Genomic DNA, 19,600 nt, shown 5'->3' with positions numbered 1-19,600 from the left:
TTTCATGGGGGGGTAGCGGGGCCTACTGCCGCTCGCCAATACCTTGCCCGGGGCGCCCACCCCCTAATGGTCGTATTGTAGTGATAAAGCTGCCGAAAGCCACTTTCGGGCTTTTCCTAGCGCGGCGCGTCCGCTGAAGGCATGAACGCCACGTTCACAACGCTGAGCGACACATAAGCCCCGTTCATTCCCATCTAGCCAGCCTCAGAACACGCGTAAAAGCGACAATATGGGGCAAAAATCGCCAGTTTGAGTCCTTTGTGGAGGTTTACTGGACGCCATCGGGGACGCCGAGGCAGGTTGATCTTCATCAGACCCGATTTTGGGCCATTGAACGGCCTGAACTCGGGTTTCGCGCGTCAGTGAACCGAACCCGCCGCCTTCGCCCTTCCGCCATATAACAACAAGATCAACGGTCATCTGGACGCTACTTCGGTGGTCATCTGGACGGTACATCTGTGGTCATCTGGACGCTGCGGGATCCTTAAGCCAGATCGCGCAGACCACGGAGAGTGAGCGCGCCGCCAGGGTCGTCGTCGGTGCAGGCCGGGACGATGGCGATCTCGTCGACGCCGGCCTCGGCGTAGGCGGCGGCCTGGTCGCGGACGTGAGCGAGGTCGCCGACCAGGCCGATCGCCTGGATCAGCGAGACGTCGATGACTTCGAGCAGTTCACGCGGATGCGGGCGGGTCAACGCGAAGTCCACCAGTGCGCCGAAGCCTTCGGCGCGGAACATGTCCGAGTAGCCGGGTGCGGCGAGGTAGCCGACGATGCCTCGGCGGAGCTGGTCCAGCGCGGCGGGCTTGGGGTTCAGCGCACCAACCACCCAAGCGGCCACGCGCGGCGGCGGCTTTCCCAAGCGGCGCGCCGCTTCGCGGAGGTCTTCGACGAGACGGCCCGCCATCGCCGGACTGACCAGGTTGACCACCATGCGGTCGGCGTGGGCGGCGGCCGCTTCGACGGCGGCGGGGCCGAACGCCGCGATGGTCACGGTCGAGCGGGGTGGCGCCAAGCGAAGCCGATAGCCCGAAGCCGCTTTCTTGCCGTCCAACAGCTCGCGCACGACCTGCGCCGACTCGCCGAGCGCGGCACTCGAACCGCGACGGGACCGGCCGTGCCAGTCGCGGACGACCACGTCGCTGGAGGTGCCCAGCGCGACGTCGACGCGGCGGCCGGTCAGTGCCGCGACGGAGGCGGTGCCCATCGCGATCATCGTCGGGTCCCGCACGGTCACCGGCAACGGACCGAGGGTGAGGTCGAGTTTCGGGGCGGCCGTGCCGATCGCGGTCGCCAGCGCGAAGACGTCCCAGGTGGCCATCTCGCCGATCCACAGCTCGTCATAGCCCGCGGCCTCGGCCGCACGGGCGGTCGCCAAGGCCTCCTCGGGGGCCCGGTCCTGCCACAGCCCCAAGGTCACCGCGTACTTCACGCCACACGCTCCACCAGCATCGCCGTCCCCGACCCGGCCGCGCCGCTGATGGCCACCACGCCGTACCGGCCTTGGCGCCGGTCCAGCTCGTCGACGCACCCGGTGAGCAGAATCGCCCCGGTCGCGCCGAAACTGTGGCCCATCGCGATGGTGCCGCCGTTGGGGTTGAACACTTCCTCCGCGAATCCTAGTTCCCGCTGGATCTTGACGCACAGCGCGGCGAACGCCTCCGCGAACTCCATCACGTCCACATCGGACGGTGTGAGGCCGAACCGCTCCAGCACCCGCACGGTCGCGTCCTGCCCGGAAAGCAGCATCCGGATCGGGTCACTGCCCGCGCTCATCGAGCCTTTGAGCAGCGCGCGGGGCGCGAGACCCAGCCTCCGCGCGGCGGCGGCCGAGCCGATCAGCACGAGGCCCGCGCCGTCGGCGACCGAGGGCGAGGTGCCGCGCGTGTGCAGATGGCGGATCATGTCGAGTTCCCGCAAATGCCTCAGTACCAAGCCATCCTGGCCGGTGGCACCGAGTTCGGCGAACGCGGGCGGCAGGCCCGCCAGCGCTTCGGCGGTCGTGCCTGGCCGGACGTGCTCGTCGTGCGCGAGCGCGACCTCGCCCGAGTCGTCGGTGATCGGCACCAGTGAAGCGTCGAACCGGCCGTCCTTCCACGCGGCGGCGGCGAGCTGCTGCGTGCGGACGCCGTACGCGTCCAGTTCCTCCCTGGTGTAGCCGAGTTCGGTGGCGACGGTGTCCGCCGCGATACCCATGTGGACGGAGCCGATCCTGGCGACCACCGACGAATCGGTCCACAGTGGACCGCCGTCGGTGAACATCGGCACCCGCGACACGGACTCGACGCCGCCAGCCAGCACCACCTCGGCCTCGCCTGACCGGATCATCCCGGCGCCGACCGCGATCGCGTCCAGGCCGGACGAGCAGAACCGGTTGACCGTCATGCCAGGCACGCTCGGCGGCCAGCCCGCGTCGAGCACGGCGGTCCGCGCGATGTTGCCGCCCTGTTCGCCTGCCTGCGAGGCGCAGCCCAAGATGACCTGATCGACCGACTCGGGCGTGATCCCGGCACGCGTGACGAGCGCGTTCATCACCTGCTCGACCAAGGACAACGGCGTGACCCCTGACAACGCGCCGCTGCTCGAGGCCTTGCCGCGCGGCGACCGGGCGGTCGCCAGTACGTACACCTCGGTCATCGGCTGACGACCAGCGTGACGACCGTGGTGAACGAGCCGCCGACGTTCAGCGTGAGCGCCGTCCGCGCGCCGTCGACCTGGGTCTCCCCCGCGGCGCCGGTGACCTGCCTTGCGGCGTCGTGCAGCATGCGCACCCCGGTCGCGCCGACCGGATGGCCGAGCCCGATCAGCCCGCCGCTCGGGTTGATCGGCAGCGGACCGGTGAGCCCGCCGTCCGCGATGAACTGGCCGCCCTTGCCGGGTTTCGCCGCGCCGAGGTGCTCCAGCGCGACCAGGCCGGTGATGGTGAAGCAGTCGTGCAGCTCGACGAGATCGAGCGCTTCCGGTCCGGCGACGCCCGCGCGCCTGTACGCGTCGGTCACGGCGCCGCGCAGCTGCGGGAACAGGTAGTCGGCGTCGGCGGCGCGCTCCAGTTTCCCGGTCAGGCCGAGGTGCGCGGTGCGGTGGCCGAACCCGCTGATCACCGCGATGTCGTCGAGGTCCCGGCCGTGCCGCCGTGCCCACTCGGCGGCGAAGGCCGGGGATGCCAGCAGGACGGCGGCCGCTCCGTCGGTGATCCGGCCGCAGTCGTTCTTGCGCAGCATGCCTTCGACGACGGGGTTCAGCGCGTCGTCGAGGCCGAACGATCCGGCGGGGAACGACCATGCGCGGGACTGCGCGAGCGGGTTGCGCGCGGCGTTGCGGAAGGCGTGCTCCGCGAACGCGCCGAGATGCGCGTGGTCGAGCCCGTAGCGCTCGTCATAGGTCTCGGCGACGTCGGCGAACAAGGCGGGCCAAGGGAATTTGGCTTCCAGCGCCTCGTGTCCTGCCCACGCCGCGGAGCCGAGATGCTCCGCCGCCGTCTGGCCATCGGTGTTGCGCATCAGTTCGACGCCGACGACGAGCGCGAGGTCGTAGCGCCCGGATTCGAGATCGGCGCAGGCGGCGAGCACCGCGGTGCTGCCGGACGCGCAGGCCGCCTCATGTCTCGTGCTCGCGACCCCGTCGAGGCCCGGCACCGCCGCGACCAGCAGCCCGCCCAGCTGTGCCTGCCCGGTGAACAGCTCCGCCGCGAGGTTGCCGACATGCGCGACGCCGACCTGCGACGGGTCGACGTCGGCGTTGATCAGCGCCGACGGGACCACCTCGCTGAACATCTCGAGCAGTCCCCGGCCCTCTTTGGTGAAGTTCCGCGCGAAATCGGTCTGCGCGCCACCGAGGACGAAGACGGTCATGAGGTCACTCCCTCTGGCGGGAAACGCTCTCGCAGCCGGCGTTTCAAGATCTTGCCGACGGGATTGCGCGGGAGCTCGTCGACGAACTCCAGCCGTTCCGGCAGCTTGAATGACGCTATCCGACTCTCCCGCAGGAATTCTACGAGTTCGGCGAGGTCTGGCCTGCGTTGTCCGGCCACGACAACGGCGCAGGCGCGTTCGCCGAGTACCTCGTCCGGCACGCCGATGATCGCGACGTCGGCCACGTCCGGGTGCGCCGCGAGCAGTCCTTCGACCTCGGCGGGCGAGATGTTCATCCCGCCGCGGATCACCAGATCTTTGACCCGGTCGACATGTTTGAGGAACTCGTGGCGCTCGCCGTCGATCTCGAAGACGTCGCCGGTGCGGTAATAGCCGTCCTCGTCGAAGGCGGACTGGTCCAGTCCGGGTCCGTCGGTCAGGTAGCCCGCGAACACGGTCGGGCCTGCCAGGCGGAGCTCGCCGGGGATGCCGGGCTCGGTGACCCGCTCCCCCGTGACGACATCGTGCAGGCGCACCGATGTCCGGTCCGCGACCGGCGTCGACCAGCGGACTTCCGAGGCGTAGTGCGGGAAGTAGGACGCGCGCTGCTCGGGATCCGGGATGTCGCGCGGGTCGGAGATCAGCGGGATGCCCTCGTTGGAGCCGAAGAAGTTGATGATGTCGATGCCGTGCCGCTCCGACCAGGTCCGCACCATCCACGGGCTCAGCGGCGCCGAGCCGGAGCCGATCTGCCGCAGCGACGAGATGTCCACTGTGGACAGGATCTTTTCGTTGTGCAGCAGCATGGTCAGCAGCGCGGGCGGGGCGACGGTGTACGTCGCGCGCTCCTCGGCGATCTGCTGGAGGAACACCGCCAGGTCGAACGGCTGATGCGGGACGAAGACGCCGCCTGCCATCAGCCACGGCAGCAGCATGCCGCCGATGCCCGCCATGTTGGTCAGCGGGAACGGCGAAAGCAGCACGTCGTCAGCGGAAAGCCCGGCCGCGAACCGGGTTCCTTCCGCGATGGCGAGCCAGTCGCCGTGACAGCGGGGCACCGCCTTGGGTTCGGCCTCGGTCCCGGAGGTCCAGCAGATCGTCACGCAGTCGTTGACGTCCGCCTCGTGGACCGGCACCGGACCGGACGGCTCGTCCTCCACCCTGGTGAGGACGAACCGCACGGACGGCACATCGGCACAGGCCCGCGACGCCTGATCGGCCAGCGCTTCGGAGGTGATCAGGCCGGCCGCGCCGGTGCGGCGGCACATCGGGCCGATCTCGTGGTCCCGGTACGACACCGGGAACGGGGTCACGATCGCGCCGATCCTGACGATCGCGAGCAGCGCGCGCACCAGCGCCGCCGAGTTCGGCAGCTGGACGGCGACCACGTCCCCTGCCCGCACCCCTTTGGCGAGCAGGGCCGAGGCCAGCACGTCCACTTGGTCATCGAGATCACGCCAGGTCCACCGCACCGGATCGGCGGCGTTCGGCGGATCGACGAGCGCGAGCCTGGCCGGGGCTTCGCCGGCCCTGGCCCTGAACAACCCGTCGATCGTGTCGGCGCTCCACCATCCGCGCGCCCGGTACTCCGTTACCCGATCTTCCGGATGGCATCTCATCTGGTGAGGTTATCCAGCTGGTCCGCCCGAACCCAGGTCGCGTGAAAACCGAGCGGAACCCGCTGGGGCAGCAGGACCCTGGCCACGGGCCCGGCGGCGAGATCGGCGGCGTCGAAGATGTCCAGCTCCGAGCGTCCCTCACGCTCGTCCTGCACGAACGTCACCAGGTAGCCGTCGGCGTCGTCGCCTTCGGCCGCCCCGTCGCGTGGCGCGAACGGGGCCTCACTGCCCCACCGGCCCGCACCGAAGAGGTGCTCGGTCTTGGCGCCGGTCACGGTGTCGTACCGCACCAGGCCGTCGAAGAGCAGCGTCGACTCCGGCGAGATGTGGACGTTGTAGGCGTAGCGGTTGCGGTGGCCGACGGCACGGGCGTCGACGGTCGGGAACTCCGTGTTGTCGTCGTCGAGCTGCGACTCCGCGCACAGACCCGTACGCAGGTTGAAGCGGTAGCGGTGGAGCGAAGCGTCCAACCGCAGGTACGAAAGCATCTTGGCGAGCGGGGTGTGCGCGTCGGCGCGCGGCTGCGGGCGCGAGACACGGCAGACGTCCATGATGATCTCTTCGCCCTGCTCCCAGGCGTTGACCACGTGGTAGATGTAGCAGGGACTGGCCTCGAACCAGCGGATCTGGTCGCCGGTCCCGTAGCGCGGCAGCACACCGAAGCGCGACGGCATCGAACGGTCGAACTTCAGCTTGTGACGGCCCGCTTTGGCGGCCTCGAGGTCCTGGACGAGCGGAAGGTCCATCAGGATCGCGAAGTTCTCGGTGATCGCCATGTCATGCGGCAGGCGCGGGCCGGGCAGCTCGATCTCGGTGGTGCCGGCGACCTTGCCGTCCGCGCTGACGACGCCGTAGCGCAGGTAGGGCGGCCGGGGGCCGTAGTCGAACCAGAACATCTCGCCGGTGCGCTCGTCCACCTTCGGGTGCGCCATCATGTCGCCGACCAGCGTGCCGAGGAAGTCTTCCGCGCCAAGGGTTTCCAGCGAGAGCGGGTCGATCGAATACGGCGAGCCGCACATGTACCAGGTCGCGAGCACCTTGCCGCGGTGGAAGACGAGGTCGGTGTTGGCGTTGTCCTTGAGCCCGAGGCCGTGGTGGTTGCCGAACGGATTGTCCTTGGGACTCTCCATCACGCCTTTCCAGAGGCCCTTGCCCGCCTCGGACTCGGCTTCGAAGGCCTTGGTGCGGACCCAGCGGTTGCGATAGCGGGCCTTGCCGTTCTCGAGGTGGACGGCGTGGACCATGCCATCGCCGTCGAACCAGTGATAGCGGCCTTCGGGCTGGAACCGCGGATTCGGCCCGTTGCGCAGGTACACGCCGTTGAGATCGGCGGGGATCTTGCCGATGACCCGCAGATCCTCCGCGTCGATCTCGGTGTCGACCGGGGCGTAGACGCCGAGCAGGTAGGGATTGGCTTCGTCGTCGCTCGTCCGAGCCACCATGATCGGCTGTTCGGAGGTGCTGGTCATCGCGGATCTCCCTCGACGTGGCGTGCTCCGACACTATGATTTCTGTACCCAGTAGTCAATAGGCTCCCGTTGTTGTAGCCAGGATGTACGCTGAACGCGCTACGACCCAGAGGGGACCCCGGTGACAGAAGCACCAGCGCGCCGCGTCCGGCCTGCGGGCGACCCACTCCGCCGCGCGCTCGAACTGCTCGGCGACCAGTGGACGCTGCTCATCCTGCAGAGTCTTTTCTTCCGCTTCCGGCGCTACGAGGAACTGCGCCTGCGGCTCGGCATCTCCCCCACCGCGTTGTCCGGGCGCCTGCGCGACCTGGTCGAAGCCGGCGTGCTGGTCCGCACCCCCTACCGCGACGCACGCCGCACCCGCCACGAATACCGGCTCACCGAGCGCGGTCTGGAACTCTGGCCGCTGCTGGTCTCCATCTGGTCATGGGAACGCCAGTGGGTCGACGGCCGCCGCGAAGTGCTGCCGACGCTGATCCACATCGGCTGCGGGCTGGCTACAGCAGCCCCGCTCGGCTGCGCCCACTGCGTCCGCCGCGTCGACGCCCGCGACGTCACGGCCCGCCGCCTCGACTCGACCGGCGTCGCGGCCGCGACCGCGTCCAAACGCTTCCGCCGCAAAGACGCCGAAGCGCTGGCAGGCGACCCGCTGTTGTTCTTCCCCGACACCATGGAGCTACTCGGCGACCGCTGGTCGACCGGCATCGTGGTCTCCGCATTGCTTGGCGCGCGGCACTTCTCGGAGTTCGAGCGCGAACTCGGCATCGGCCCGAGCGTGCTGTCCGACCGGCTCACCCGCCTGGTCGAACTCGACGTCCTGCGCACGGAGACGGCCAGCACGCGCACCGACGCGCGCGCGTACCGGCTCACCGCGAAAGGGCTCGCGTTCTTCCCTGCGCTGGCCTTCATCGCGGAGTGGTCGCGGCAGTTCGAGGTGCCCGGCCAGGAGCCGGACATCACCCTCACCCACGTCGACTGCGGTGAGCAGCTGCGGCCGATTTTGATGTGCGAGCACTGCGGCCACGAACTGGCCCGCGACGCCGTGCAGTGGTCGGGCCAGGTGCCCTCGCCCACCCGAGCACTGGGGTCGTGAGCGTTTTGGCCGGTTAGAACCGGCCGTACCACTCACGACCCTGGACACACATCATATACCAGATACTATGTCCGGGTTGTCCTTCCGCCACCGCAGTTGGGAGCGACTCGTGAATCCCTCACGCCGGGCTTTCCTCGCCGGGACCGCCGCGCTCGCGGCGCTGCCGTTCGCCGGTCAGACCGCCGAAGCCTCGATCTTCGATCCGTGGCACAAGGTGCCTTGGCTGCTCGCCAGGATCCGGCCGCCACGGTTCCCCCGCCGGACCTTCGACATCACCAAGTTCGGCGCGGTCGAAGGCGGGGTCACCAAGAACACCGAAGCCTTCCGAAGAGCGATCACCGCGTGCCATCGCGCGGGCGGCGGCCGGGTGGTCGTGCCGGCGGGCGTCTTCCTCACCGGGCCGGTCGAACTGCTCAGCAATGTCGACCTGCACCTCGAAGCGGGTTCGACCGTCACGTTCAGCACCGAGCCCGCCGACTACCTGCCCGTCGTCCAGGTCCGCTACGAAGGCACGCTCTGCTACAACTACCGGCCGTTCATCCATGCCGACGGCGCCTGCGACATCGCGATCACCGGCCAGGGCACGCTCGACGGCCGCGGGCCGCAGGGGCCGTGGCCGAGCTTCGGCAGCAACAACGCCGACACCGCGTTGCTGCGCAAGATGGGCAACGACGGCGTGCCCGTCGAGCAGCGGGTGTTCGGCGATGGCCACAAGATCCGGCCGAGTTTCATCGGGCTGTACAACTCGCGCAACATCCTGATCAGCGGGATCGAAATCAAGAATCCGCCGATGTGGTCGCTGCACCCGGTGTTCTGCCACAACGTCACCGTCGAGAACGTCACCTTCCACACCACCAACAGCCAGGGCGACGGCGTCGACCTCGACTCGACGCGGTACGCGCACATCGTCGGCTGCCGGATGGACACCAACGACGACTGCGTGGTGATCAAGTCCGGGCGTGACGTCGACGGCCGCCGGGTCGGCATCCCGACGCGCGACGTCGTGGTCGAGCGGTGCAAGTTCTCGGGGCGCTGGGGCGGGGTGACCGTCGGGAGCGAGATGTCCGGCGGCGCGTACGACATCTTCGCCCGCGACTGCGAGATCAACGCGCCCGACTTCCCGGGCCGCTATCCGATCAAGCACGCGCTCTACGTCAAGACGAACACCGACCGCGGCGGCGTGATCGACGGCATCCATCTGCGGAACATCCACGGCACCGGCGTTGAACGCGAAGTCCTCTTCGTCAGCATGCTCTACAACGGCGGCGGCACCGCGGGCGTCAACCCGGCCATCCGCGACATCACGGTGGACGGCATGAAGATCGACGGCGGCAAGATCGCCGCGAGCTTCACCGGGCTGCCGGACGCGCACATCGGCAAGGTCCGGATCACCAACAGCACGTTCACGAACATCACCTCGCCGAACGCGATCACGAACACCGACGACCTGACGTTCCGCAACAGCACCATCAACGGCCAGCCCGCCTGAAAGGACCGGAATGCGCCTGCACAGAACACTGGTCGCGGGACTCATCACGCTGCCCGCCGCCGGCGGGCTGACCGCGACGACCTCGGCAGCGGCCCCGGAAGCGACCCACGGCGGCTTCGCGTGGTCCGCCGCGAAAGCCCCGTTCCAGCTCAGTTTCACCCAGCACCACAAGCCGCTCATCAGCCAGGCACCCGGCACCGCGACCGGCCCCGGCAACCGGCTGTCCTACCTGCTGGCCGACGGCACCACCCATCGCGCCACGGATCTGCTTGCGGAGCAACGGATTCCCGGCGGCACCCGCTACCAGGTCGCCACCGACGAAGCCGCCCGCACCGCGCAGGTCGACGTCACCCGCACGCCGCGCGGCCTGCGTGTCGCCTGGACGCTCACGCCCGACACCGGCGTCACCCAGGTCTACGAGGCGCTGACCGGTAACACCACCGAACACTTTCTCGGCGGCGGCGCGTCCTCGCTTTTCGTTGACCTCAAAGGCAAAGTCGTCTTCAACAAGACGATGTTCACCGGCGCGTCGACGCTCGGCAAGTGCAACCAGAGCGGCGCGGCGAGCCCGTTCTTCCTGAGCTCGCAAGGCTACGGCGTCTACCCGGACACCACCGCGACCGGCCGGATCGCCTTCCCCGGCGCGGCGGAACCGTTCCTGACCTGCGACACCACCCCGCCGCTGTGCCCGGTCACGCTCGGCGTGCCCGACCGCACCCAGTTATGCTTCAAGGACAACAAGCTCGCGTATGAGATCTACGCGGGCAACCCCGAACACGTGAGCGCGCAGTACTTCGCGAAGGCCGGCCTGCCCGTGCTGCCGCCGGCGCGCCAGTTCGCGTCGATCAAGTGGCGTGACAAGATCCTCAGCCAGGACGAGGTCATCGAGGACATGGTCGAGCTGCAGAAGGCCGGCGTCCCGCTCGACACGATCTGGATCGACAACCCGTGGGAGCAGGGCCCGGAAGGCACCCCGGTCGGCACGGCCTGCATCGGCGCGCTGAAGTTCGACAGCCGCCAGTTCCCCGATCCGAAGGGCATGATCGACACCCTGCACGCGCACGGTGTCCACTTGGGAGTGTGGGTGGCGCCGTTCCTCGCCAAGACGGCGGGCGGCAAGGTGTGCCCGCACGACTACCCCGAGGGTTCCTTCGTGGTGTCGGACAAGAACAACTGGGACATCGACCTGACCAACCCGGTCGCCCGCGCGCACTACCAGTCCAAATTGGAGAGCGTCTTCCGGATGGGCGTCGACTTCGTCAAGGGTGACCGCGGCGACGAGGACGACCTGGAGCTGTCCACCTTCCAGGGCGGGCCGGGAACGTTGGTGCACAACAGGTATCCGCGGCTTTACGCCGAGACGGTGGCCAACGCGCTGCGCAACGTCCACGGCGACGACTACACGATGCTGTTCCGGTCCGGCTATCCCGGGATGTCGACCGTGCTGCGTGGTTTCTGGCAGGCGGACGCCGACATGAGCTTCGACGGCCTGCGCCTGACCACCCGCCGCGCGATCAACTCGTGGGGCGCCGGGCACCCGGTGCAGGGCTCCGACACCGGCGGCTACCGCAAGGTCGCGAGCGACTCGCCGAGCCCGACGCTGTTCACCCGCTGGGCGCAGCTGTCCGCGGTCTCACCGGTTTTCGAGGTCGGCGGGCCCGGCCGCAACGCGACGCCGTGGGTGTACGACCCGGCCACGGTCGACCGCTTCCGCAAGTCGACGATCCTGCACTACGAGCTGTTCCCCTACCTTTACGAAGAGGCGAAACGCGCCTCGCGGGCGGGCACGCCGATCAACCGCCCGATGGGCTTCCAGTATCCCGGCGACGAGGAGGCCTGGAAGGCCGACCAGCAGTTCATGATCGGCCCGGACCTGCTCGCCGCGCCGGTCACCGCGGACCGCGCGGAGGCCGACGGCGCCGCGGGCCTGCCCACTCCGGTCGACGTCTACCTGCCGCCAGGCCAGTGGATCGACCTGTACGCGGGCAAGGTGGTCGACGGCGGCAGGCACGTGGTGCGCGAGTCCACTTTGGACGACTTCCCGCTGTACCTGCGCGCGGGTTCGGCGGTGGCGTTCAACTTCCGGAGCCCGGAGCTTTTCGAGAAGGCCTGGGGTCTCAACGACCTCGACCGCAAGGACCGCGCCGGCTGGCTGGTCTCGCCGGACGCCTCGGCCCGCGTGGACAGCCCGTCCGGCGGCAAGCTCACCACCTGGCGGTTCGGCAGGACGCTGACCATGACGGTCACCGGCGCACCGGCCGAGACGGAACTGCTGATCCCGTCCGTCCCGGCGGGCGCGCGGGTGCTGATCGACGGCAGGCCCGCCGATCAGTCGGCCATCGACCAGCTCCGCGCCAAGCCGACCGGCTGGACCATGACCACCGGCGAGTTCCCCGGGCTGGCGGTGAAGCTGCGGCCCAGGCATGGGTTTTCGACGGTGACCGTGTATTTGCCCAGGTAGGAGGTCGTGAGTGTGCCCGCCGGTTAGAACCGGCTGGAACACTCACGACCCAGTGGGCAGCGGCACCACCCTGGTGTTCTGGAACGAGGCCTGCAGCCAGTGCCCGCGCTGCTTGACCAGCACGTTCGTGTTCACCGACAGCGAGCCGTCGCGGCATTCGGACTCGCCGGGGCTGAGCAGGCAGGTCTGCCTGACGATGATCGCCGCGTCCGGCTCGAGGTAGCGGACGTGCTCGGACAGCGGCTTGATCCGCGACCCCTTGATGAAGTGGTCGAAGTAGTACTGCATCCCCTTCGCGATGCCTTCGCGGGTCTTCAGGTAGTCGCCGTTGAAGGTGACCAGGTCCGCGTCGGCGGTGAAAGTCGCGGCGAACGCGACGCCGTCCCCCTTCGCCCACGCGGCGATCTGGGCGTCACGCACCCGGTCGAAGGCCGCCTGGTCACCGTGCCCGGCCGGTTCCGCGGCCGCCGAGGCCGTCACGATCCCCGTCGCCGCGACCAGCACGACCATCCCCACCAGCAGTAGTTGCCTCATCGCGCGCTCCCCTGTTCGCCGAATAAGTAGCCTCTCTACATATAGCACAGCTACGCATTGAGGTGACACACGTCGAAATCGACTCGCTATCGGCGGCCACAACTGGAAGGCTGGACGTGATCCACGTCGTCACCTCGGAGGTAGCCATGTCTGAACCCACGCCGTCGGAAAACGACGGAGAGGACGACGTCAAGCGCAGGTTCAAGGAAGCGCTCGAACGCAAGCACGCGAAGGCCCGCTCCGGCTCGGCCCACGCGGACGGGGGCGGCAAGAACCAGCACGCCCACGGCCCCGCGGCCAACAAGCGCACCTTCCGGCGTAAGAGCGGCTAGGTCGTGTTCCTCGGCTCTGGTGCGGCTATCGCGTGCCCGATCCGAGAAACACGACCTAGGGAGTAAAGGTCCGCAAGTGGTCCACGACCACGAACTTGCTCGACGGGCTCGCCTGGGCGACGGCTTCCCTCAACGGGGTCAGGCCGCCGAAATCCCGGCCGGGCTCGTCGAGCGGGTAATCGAAGTCATCCCAATGCGTCGGCACCACGTATGCCGGGTTGCCCAGCGTCCTGAGCAGGCGTGACGCGTAGTCGAAGATCTTCCCGCCGCCGACCGGCATGAGCAGCACGTCCGGCCGCAGGCCCGCGAGCTCCGACTCCACGTAGTTCGAGCCGCCGAAGTTCAGCACGCTGAGTCCACCACCGCTGACCTGGTAGGACAGCGTGCCACCCTCCACCAGATCCTTGATCCGCCTCGGCACGTCGCGGCAGGAGAGCGGCCGCGAGCCGGGGAACGGCACCTGCGCGCGCGGCCCGACCGCCGAATGCAGGGAGCGCGTCACCCTGATGGTGTAGCCGTCGAAGGTCAGGTATTCGCCACCGCTCGCGACGGCGAGCTGGTCTTCCGGCGCGCCGAGCGCCTTCATCAGGCTCAGGTGGGTCTCCGTGCCCAGCACCGTCGCGCCGGTTTTCTTGGCCAGGTAAGGCACATCGGTCAGGTGGTCGTAGTGCCCGTGGGTGACCAGGATGTGGTCGGCGCGCAGTTCACCGCTGTCGACGTAGGAGTCGATCAGCTTCTTGTTCACCTCGAGCAAGGTTTCCGGGTCGGCGCCTTTGGGGCTGTAGGTGCCGGTCTTGAAGCGGGTGAGCCACGGGTCGATGAGGACGCGCTTCTCCCCGATCCGGATCTCCCAGCTGTTGTTTCCCCACCAGCGCAAGGAGAACCCGGTGTTGCGCGGGGCAGCCGAAGCGGCCTGGGCGCCCGCGAGCACCGCCGCCGCACCCGCGCTCACGCCGAAGAGTCCCCGCCTGCTGAATTTCTCGTTCATGAGGGCGAAGGAACCACAGCGGCGGTAGGGCTGTCCAAGATCAAAGAGTCGGTATGTCGATATGTGATCGGATATCATGGCAGCGTGGACACCTTGCGATCGCTGCGCTACTTCCTCGTGGTCGCCGAAGAACTGCATTTCGGCCGCGCCGCCGACCGGCTCGGCATCGCCCAGCCGCCGCTGAGCCAGCGCATCCGGCGGCTCGAAGCCGACCTGGACGCGCGGCTGTTCGACCGCGGCAGGCACGTCGAACTGACCGAAGCCGGGCAGATCCTGCTCGCGGAGGCGCGCGACCTGCTCGCCCGCTGGGAACGGACGACCACGCTCGTCGCGAAGGCCCATCGCGGCGAGACCGACGCGCTGCGCGCGGGTGTGCCGCCGGAGCTGCCCGGGCGGACGCTGGCCGCGATACTGACCGCGTTCCAGGCCGAATGCCCCGGCGTGCGGCTGGACCTGCAGGAACTCAGCAGCGCCGAGCAGGTCCGGCTGCTTTCGGACCGTCAGCTCGACGCGGGCCTGTTGCAGCATCCGATCGACGTCGTGGGCCTGGAGCTGGGCGCGGCCGTCGACACCCCGCTCGGCGTCGTGCTCCCCCGAGACTCGCCACTGGCCAAGCGCGCCGAACTCGCACTCGCCGAACTCGCCGGTCAGGGCCTGGTGATCTTCCCGCGCGCCACCGCGCCCGGCCTCTACGACAGCTTGCTGCGCACCTGCTGGGAACACGGCTTCCGGCCGTCGCAGGTGCACCACGCGCGCAACCCCGAGTTCGTGCTCGGTCTGGTGCTGGCCGGACAAGGTGTCGCCTTCGAACCGGTGGCGCGCAAGGAACCCGGCGTCGTCTGGCGGCCACTCGCCGAAGGCTCGCTGAGCATGCGGATGTCGTTCGCGTGGCCCGCTTCGAGCGCCCATCCGCAGGCGGCACGCCTGTCCTCGATAGCCATTCGAGTATTGGAGGGCGACGGCGTCTCCCATGTCCTGCCGGAGCCCGAACCCGGTGTCAGGCCTTGGGATGCCTTCTACGCGCGCAGCTGATCGACGGCGGCCCGCGCCGCGGCGCCGATCGCGCGGTCGATGTCCGGCCGCCGCCCCGTGTACCGGCCGGTCGTGAACACCGCGATCGCGTACTGCTCGCCGTCCGGGTAGGTCGCGACGCCGATTTCGTTGCGGATCTGGGGAAGCGTGCCCGTCTTGCCCGCGTACCCGACCTCGTCGTCGAACGCGGCCGCGACCCGGTACCAGTTGATCTGGAACCCGAGCAGGTCCCTGACCCGGCGGCAGGCTTCGGGCGGACCGGCCTCGTCACGCCAGATGAGCTCGAGCAGCCTGGTCATCTCCCGTGGCGTGCTCGCCGTGGTGCGTAAGGGATCCAGCGCGCGGACGTCAGTACCGGCGTCTTCGATGATGGTGCGCAGCACGTCCTTCGGCGCGCCGATGATCCGCGTCGAGGTGAGCCCCAGCTCGGCCATGAGCGAGCGGACGTTGCCGACGCCGACCCGGTCGAACAGCAGGTCGGCCGCGGTGTTGTCGCTGACGGACAACGCCGCGAGCGCCGCGTCACGCAGGCTCATCTCGACGTCGTCGGCGCATCCCGCCATGCCCGTGCCGCCGAGCCGGTCGGCCGCGCGGGCTCTGACCCGGTCCGCCGGATCGAGCTGCCCGGCCGCGACCTGGCGGGCGAATTCGAGCACCAGCGGCACCTTGACCACGGACGCGAGCACGACCGGCGCGTCGGCGTCGAGCGACATTTCGGCAGCGGAACCGAGATGGCGGGCGTGCAGGAAACCCCGCACGCCCGCCTTTTCGAAGAGTCCGATCACACGGTAAGGATGGACCGCAGCCTGCCGACCTCGGTCATCCGCCGCTCCGCGAGCCGGTCGGCGGCCGTCGCCGGCGGCACGCCGTCGGCCTTGGCCAGCGCGTACACGGCCTTCGTGGTGTCGAAGATCTCGGCGGTCTTGCGCTTCGCGCGTGCGAAGTCGAAGCCGTGCAGCTCGTCGCTGACCTGGATGACGCCACCGGAGTTGACCAGGTAGTCCGGCGCGAACAGGATGCCGCGGTCGTCGAGCAGCTTGCCGACGCCGGGGTGCGCGAGCTGGTTGTTCGCCGCACCGCAGACGATCTCGGCCTTGAGCACCGCGACGGTCTCGTCGGTGAGCGCGCCGCCGAGCGCGCACGGCGCGAAGACGTCGATGTCCTCGCGGATCAGCGCGTCGGCGTCGGCGACGACCTCGACGCCAGGGTAGTCGGCGAGCGTGCGCTCGATGGCCTTCGGCGAGACGTCGGTGATGACCACCCGCGCGCCAGCCTCGACCAGGTGCCCGACGAGGATGTGCCCGACCTTGCCGACCCCGGCGACGCCGACGCGGCGCCCGCCCAGCTCGGGGGTGCCCCACAGCTGCTCGGCCGAGGCACGCATGCCCTGGTAGACACCGAACGCGGTGAGCACGGACGAGTCGCCCGCGCCGCCGTCCTCCGGCGAGCGTCCGGTCACGAACCGCGACTCGCGCGCGACGATGTCCATGTCCTGCACGTAGGTGCCGACATCGCAGGCGGTGATGTAGCGCCCGCCGAGCGACTGCACGAAGCGGCCGAACGCGCGCAGCAGCGCCTCGGTCTTGATCTTGGCGGGATCGCCGATGATGACGGCCTTGCCGCCGCCGAGGTCGAGCCCGGCGAGCGCGTTCTTGTAGGCCATGCCCTTCGACAGTGCGAGCACGTCGGCGAGTGCCGCGGCCTCGGACGCGTAAGGGTAGAAACGGGTGCCGCCGAGCCCTGGGCCCAGTGCGGTGGAATAGAGGCCGATGATCGCCTTGAGCCCCGAGGCTCTGTCGTGGCAGAAAACCACTTGTTCGTGGGCGCTGTCGAACACACCTTCGGTCACGGTGGTGACTCCTTTGTCTACACCGGCGCGTGGGCTTGTGGCGCACGCGCTTCGTTCCGGTTGGCTCGGAGCCCGCGGTTTCGGGAAGGTCGTTCCCGTGACCGCCGGTTCCGATGAGCAACCTAGATGGCCGGTGCGCGACACGCCAAACGGGACCTCGGGTGCGGGAAACTACCGCGTGGGCTCGAACAGCTCGATCGGGTTGCCGTCGGGATCCTCGACCAGGATCTGCTTCCCGCCCCTGCCGTGCACGACCTCGTTGCGGAACCCGGCGCCGGCGCCACGCAGCCGCGCGACCACGGCTTCCAGGTCGTCGACCTCGAGCTGGATCCGGTTCCACCCGCCCGGCTCCGGCGCACGGCCGTCCGGCATCGCCTCGCCCGCGCCGCCACCTCCGCCCGGCGTGTTGAGCAGCAGGCGGAGCGCGCCTTTGGCCAGGATGGCGAACCCCGGACCGGGCTGGAACTCCACATCGAAGCCGAGCATGCCCGTGTAAAACGCGGCGGCCGCTTCGATGTCGTTGACGATGTAGCGGACTTTGACGGTGGACATGGCTGTTCAGTACCCACGATGCCGCCGTCCGACGCATTTCGGGTCTCGCGGGCGGGCAGGCGAACTGACAGGATCGGTCCGGTGACCACCCTCTACACACGCACCGAGACGAACGGTGCCGGTCCGGCTCTCCTGTTGCTGCACGGGCTCGGTGCCACCGGTGAGGTCTGGAACGGCTTCGAGACGCACCTGCGCGAGACGTGGCAGGGCAGCTGGATCGTTCCAGACCTGCCTGGTCACGGCCGGTCCGAGCCACTTGAGCGCTACACGTTCGGCGGGCTCGCCGCGGCGGTCGCGGCGACCCTGCCGGACTCGGAAGTGATCGTGCTCGGCCATTCGCTGGGCGGCGTGCTCGGGCTGACGCTGGCGAGCGGCTGGTTCGGGGTGCCGGTGCGCGCGGTGTGCGGGCTCGGGATCAAGGTGCAGTGGACCCCGGAGGATCTCGCGAAGGCCGCCGCGGTGGCCGCGAAACCGGCCAGGGTGTTCGCCTCGCGCGAAGAGGCCGCCGAGCGCTGGCTCAAGGTCGCCGGGCTCTACGGCTTGTGGGACAACGACTCCCCGCTCGTCGAGCCAGGTCTGGTGTCCGGTCCGGACGGCTGGCGGACGGCGCTGGACCCGCTCGCGTTCGGCGTCGGCGCGCCGGACATGCACGGGCTGATCTCGGTGAGCAAAGCTCAGATTCTCTTGGCGGCCGGCGAAAACGACCCGATGTCGCCCGAGACGCATCTGCGCGACTTCGGGGTGGACTTCGCCGTGCTCCCCAAGGTGGGCCACAACGCCCAAGCCGAGGCGCCCGGCGCGGTACTCGCGCTGCTCGGCCGCCATTTCGGCTGGTGACCCAGCCCCCGCTCGCCCTCCCCGGCTCGCACGACGTGAACGCCACTTTCGCAACGTTGACCGTTGTGAAAGTGGCGTTCACGCGGACCAACCAAGGCGAGCGCGCCACAGTGGGTTTAGCGCGTGACTTCGCCGAGCACGGCCATGGCGGCCTCGAGTTGCGTGTCGGAAAGGTATGGCGCGGGCCCGAAACGCAGGTATTCACCACGGCTGTCGGTGCGGACGCCGCGTTCCGCCAGCGCCGCCTGCAGACCGGAAGCGTCCTTGCAGTGTAAGGAAAGGAACCCGCCGATGCTGCCGAGCGGGGTTTCGCGGTCGCGGGTGGCGACGTGCTCCGGAAGGTCGAGGCGGTCGAAAGCGGCCGCCAGCAAGCCGACCTGGTGCTGCGACACCTCCCGGAGGAATTCCGGGGTGAGCCCCTGCTCGGCGAAGAAGCGGAAAACCCTGGCCGCGCGGTAGTGGCTGGTCGGGTCATAGGTGGCGCCCGCGAAGCGGTCGGCGCCCTCGGCGTAGGCGACGAGACCGGGGCGTCGTTCGTCCGCGAGCGCGCCGAATTCGGCGTACCAGCCGGTGACTACCGGGCGTAGTTCCTGTGCGTGCGCAGGGAGCCTGAGGAAACAGTTGCCCTCGCCCAGCTGGAGGTACTTGTACCCGCCGCCGAGCACCCACGCGTTGGTGAGACCGAGGTCGTGCAAGGAGAACGGCACCACGCCGAGCGCGTGGTAGGCGTCGACGACGAGCTCGACGGACCGGTTGCGGCAGGCTTCGGCCAGGAAACTGAGGCCTGGCACGAGGCGTGACGTCTCGAACAACACCGCCGAGACGAGCACGGCGCAGGTGCGGTCGGGATCCTTGGCGACCTCGTCGGCGAGGCGTTCGGCGAGGGTCGCCACCGGGGCCGCGGGCACGCGGACGAGTTCGACGCCCTCTTCGGACAGCCTGGCCAGCTGGCGGCGGAGGGTGTGGAACTCGCCGTCGGTCGTCACCAGGCGGGGACGGCGGCGAAGGTCCCATGAGGACAGGAGGCGGACCACCAGGTCGTGGGTGCTGGCGCCGAGCGCGAGCTGGGCACGCGGGTCGACGAGCACCTCGCGGAAGCCGGCGCGGACCTCCTCGGCCTTGGCGAAGGCGGCGTCCCACTTGCCGTCCACGCCCTCGGCGGCGTCCGCGAAGGCTTCGGTGAGACCCTCGGCCGCGACGTCGGGCCAGGCCTGGTGGGAATGGCCGGACAGCAGAAGGCGGTCGGCGACCCGGAAGCTCGTGTAGTGCGCGGCGAGCGCGTTGGGTTCGCGGCGGAGTTCGTCGAGAGTGGTCACAGGTGGCTCCGGACGGCCCAGAGGTCGGCGAACATCGGCTTGAACAAGGTCGAGCGCAGGTACGCGGCGCCCGAAGACCCGCCGGTGCCCGTCTTGTCGCCGATGGTGCGTTCGACCATCTTGACGTGCCGGTACCGCCATTCCTGCATGCCCTCGTCGAAGTCGACGAGATGCTCGGCGA

Annotated in this window: 18 protein-coding genes; 6 read left to right on the top strand and 12 right to left on the bottom strand. The window is 69.2% G+C overall.

Going from position 1 to position 19,600, the window contains the following annotated elements; genetic code table 11:
* Window positions 1–484: 484 nt before the first annotated feature.
* The 5 genes from ACFV15_RS30365 to ACFV15_RS30345 are packed head-to-tail and all read right to left on the bottom strand — an operon-like array spanning window position 485 to window position 6,936.
* A complete protein-coding gene (locus ACFV15_RS30365) occupies window positions 485–1,429 on the bottom strand; it encodes an LLM class F420-dependent oxidoreductase (protein WP_378354491.1) in 945 nt (314 codons plus the stop codon).
* Complete coding sequence (locus tag ACFV15_RS30360; protein ID WP_378354490.1) at window positions 1,426–2,634, bottom strand: acetyl-CoA C-acyltransferase; 1,209 nt, start codon at window positions 2,632–2,634, stop codon at window positions 1,426–1,428. Before ACFV15_RS30360 ends, ACFV15_RS30365 begins: the two co-directional genes overlap by 4 nt.
* A complete protein-coding gene (locus tag ACFV15_RS30355) occupies window positions 2,631–3,848 on the bottom strand; it encodes an acetyl-CoA acetyltransferase (protein WP_378354489.1) in 1,218 nt (405 codons plus the stop codon). Before ACFV15_RS30355 ends, ACFV15_RS30360 begins: the two co-directional genes overlap by 4 nt.
* The gene (locus ACFV15_RS30350) at window positions 3,845–5,467 is read right to left on the bottom strand and encodes a class I adenylate-forming enzyme family protein (RefSeq protein WP_378354488.1); all 1,623 of its coding nucleotides are present in this window, start codon (window positions 5,465–5,467) and stop codon (window positions 3,845–3,847) included. The genes ACFV15_RS30355 and ACFV15_RS30350 overlap by 4 nt, the downstream gene beginning before the upstream one ends.
* A complete protein-coding gene (locus ACFV15_RS30345; protein ID WP_378354487.1) occupies window positions 5,464–6,936 on the bottom strand; it encodes a carotenoid oxygenase family protein in 1,473 nt (490 codons plus the stop codon). The genes ACFV15_RS30350 and ACFV15_RS30345 overlap by 4 nt, the downstream gene beginning before the upstream one ends.
* 121 nt (window positions 6,937–7,057) lie before the next feature.
* On the opposite strand from ACFV15_RS30345, the gene ACFV15_RS30340 reads away from it, so the two are divergent.
* The 3 genes from ACFV15_RS30340 to ACFV15_RS30330 all read left to right on the top strand — a co-directional run bounded on the left by ACFV15_RS30340 (window position 7,058) and on the right by ACFV15_RS30330 (window position 11,979).
* Entirely contained in the window at window positions 7,058–8,029 is a 972-nt protein-coding gene (locus ACFV15_RS30340) for a winged helix-turn-helix transcriptional regulator (protein ID WP_378354486.1), read from the top strand.
* Window positions 8,030–8,138: 109 nt separating this feature from the next.
* The gene (locus ACFV15_RS30335; RefSeq protein WP_378354484.1) at window positions 8,139–9,518 is read left to right on the top strand and encodes a glycoside hydrolase family 28 protein; all 1,380 of its coding nucleotides are present in this window, start codon (window positions 8,139–8,141) and stop codon (window positions 9,516–9,518) included.
* Between the two features lie 10 nt (window positions 9,519–9,528).
* Window positions 9,529–11,979 carry a TIM-barrel domain-containing protein gene (locus ACFV15_RS30330; RefSeq protein WP_378354482.1) on the top strand — a complete coding sequence of 817 codons (2,451 nt, stop codon included), beginning with the start codon at window positions 9,529–9,531 and terminating at the stop codon, window positions 11,977–11,979.
* A 42-nt stretch (window positions 11,980–12,021) separates the two neighbouring features.
* Here the strand turns inward: ACFV15_RS30330 and ACFV15_RS30325 are convergent, their stop codons facing one another.
* The gene (locus ACFV15_RS30325; protein ID WP_378354481.1) at window positions 12,022–12,513 is read right to left on the bottom strand and encodes an SgcJ/EcaC family oxidoreductase; all 492 of its coding nucleotides are present in this window, start codon (window positions 12,511–12,513) and stop codon (window positions 12,022–12,024) included.
* Window positions 12,514–12,659: 146 nt separating this feature from the next.
* Between ACFV15_RS30325 and ACFV15_RS30320 the strand changes: the two genes are divergently transcribed.
* Window positions 12,660–12,845, top strand: coding sequence for a DUF5302 domain-containing protein (locus tag ACFV15_RS30320; protein ID WP_378354479.1), 186 nt, complete (start codon window positions 12,660–12,662; stop codon window positions 12,843–12,845).
* A 55-nt stretch (window positions 12,846–12,900) separates the two neighbouring features.
* On the opposite strand, the gene ACFV15_RS30315 is transcribed toward ACFV15_RS30320, so the two are convergent.
* On the bottom strand, window positions 12,901–13,833 hold the full coding sequence (locus ACFV15_RS30315) for an MBL fold metallo-hydrolase (protein WP_378354478.1): 933 nt from the start codon (window positions 13,831–13,833) through the stop codon (window positions 12,901–12,903).
* 84 nt (window positions 13,834–13,917) lie between these two features.
* On the opposite strand from ACFV15_RS30315, the gene ACFV15_RS30310 reads away from it, so the two are divergent.
* Window positions 13,918–14,865: a LysR substrate-binding domain-containing protein gene (locus ACFV15_RS30310; RefSeq protein WP_378354477.1), complete on the top strand. Its 948-nt coding sequence runs from the start codon at window positions 13,918–13,920 to the stop codon at window positions 14,863–14,865.
* On the opposite strand, the gene ACFV15_RS30305 is transcribed toward ACFV15_RS30310, so the two are convergent.
* The 3 genes from ACFV15_RS30305 to ACFV15_RS30295 all read right to left on the bottom strand — a co-directional run bounded on the left by ACFV15_RS30305 (window position 14,850) and on the right by ACFV15_RS30295 (window position 17,266).
* The gene (locus ACFV15_RS30305; protein ID WP_378354475.1) at window positions 14,850–15,650 is read right to left on the bottom strand and encodes a serine hydrolase; all 801 of its coding nucleotides are present in this window, start codon (window positions 15,648–15,650) and stop codon (window positions 14,850–14,852) included. The genes ACFV15_RS30310 and ACFV15_RS30305 overlap by 16 nt on opposite strands.
* Window positions 15,647–16,714, bottom strand: coding sequence for a Glu/Leu/Phe/Val dehydrogenase dimerization domain-containing protein (locus tag ACFV15_RS30300; protein WP_378354474.1), 1,068 nt, complete (start codon window positions 16,712–16,714; stop codon window positions 15,647–15,649). Before ACFV15_RS30300 ends, ACFV15_RS30305 begins: the two co-directional genes overlap by 4 nt.
* A gap of 171 nt (window positions 16,715–16,885) precedes the next feature.
* The gene (locus ACFV15_RS30295; RefSeq protein WP_378354473.1) at window positions 16,886–17,266 is read right to left on the bottom strand and encodes a VOC family protein; all 381 of its coding nucleotides are present in this window, start codon (window positions 17,264–17,266) and stop codon (window positions 16,886–16,888) included.
* 81 nt (window positions 17,267–17,347) lie between these two features.
* On the opposite strand from ACFV15_RS30295, the gene ACFV15_RS30290 reads away from it, so the two are divergent.
* Complete coding sequence (locus ACFV15_RS30290; protein ID WP_378354472.1) at window positions 17,348–18,103, top strand: alpha/beta fold hydrolase; 756 nt, start codon at window positions 17,348–17,350, stop codon at window positions 18,101–18,103.
* Window positions 18,104–18,219: 116 nt separating this feature from the next.
* Here ACFV15_RS30290 and ACFV15_RS30285 read toward each other — a convergent pair whose 3' ends face one another.
* Together ACFV15_RS30285 and ACFV15_RS30280 are read right to left on the bottom strand one after the other, a co-directional pair.
* Window positions 18,220–19,419 (bottom strand): kynureninase, encoded by a 1,200-nt coding sequence (locus tag ACFV15_RS30285; RefSeq protein ID WP_378354471.1) that lies wholly within the window; start codon window positions 19,417–19,419, stop codon window positions 18,220–18,222.
* Window positions 19,416–19,600, bottom strand: a 185-nt coding sequence (locus ACFV15_RS30280; RefSeq protein ID WP_378354470.1) for a tryptophan 2,3-dioxygenase family protein, incomplete at its 5' end; no start/stop codon positions are given. The genes ACFV15_RS30285 and ACFV15_RS30280, both read right to left, overlap by 4 nt.

The organism is Amycolatopsis sp. NPDC059657 (assembly GCF_042734395.1).
Classification (GTDB): Bacteria; Actinomycetota; Actinomycetes; order Mycobacteriales; family Pseudonocardiaceae; genus Amycolatopsis.
The sequence above is the reverse complement of the archived record's forward strand: the minus strand, read 5'-3'. Positions and strand labels throughout refer to the sequence as shown.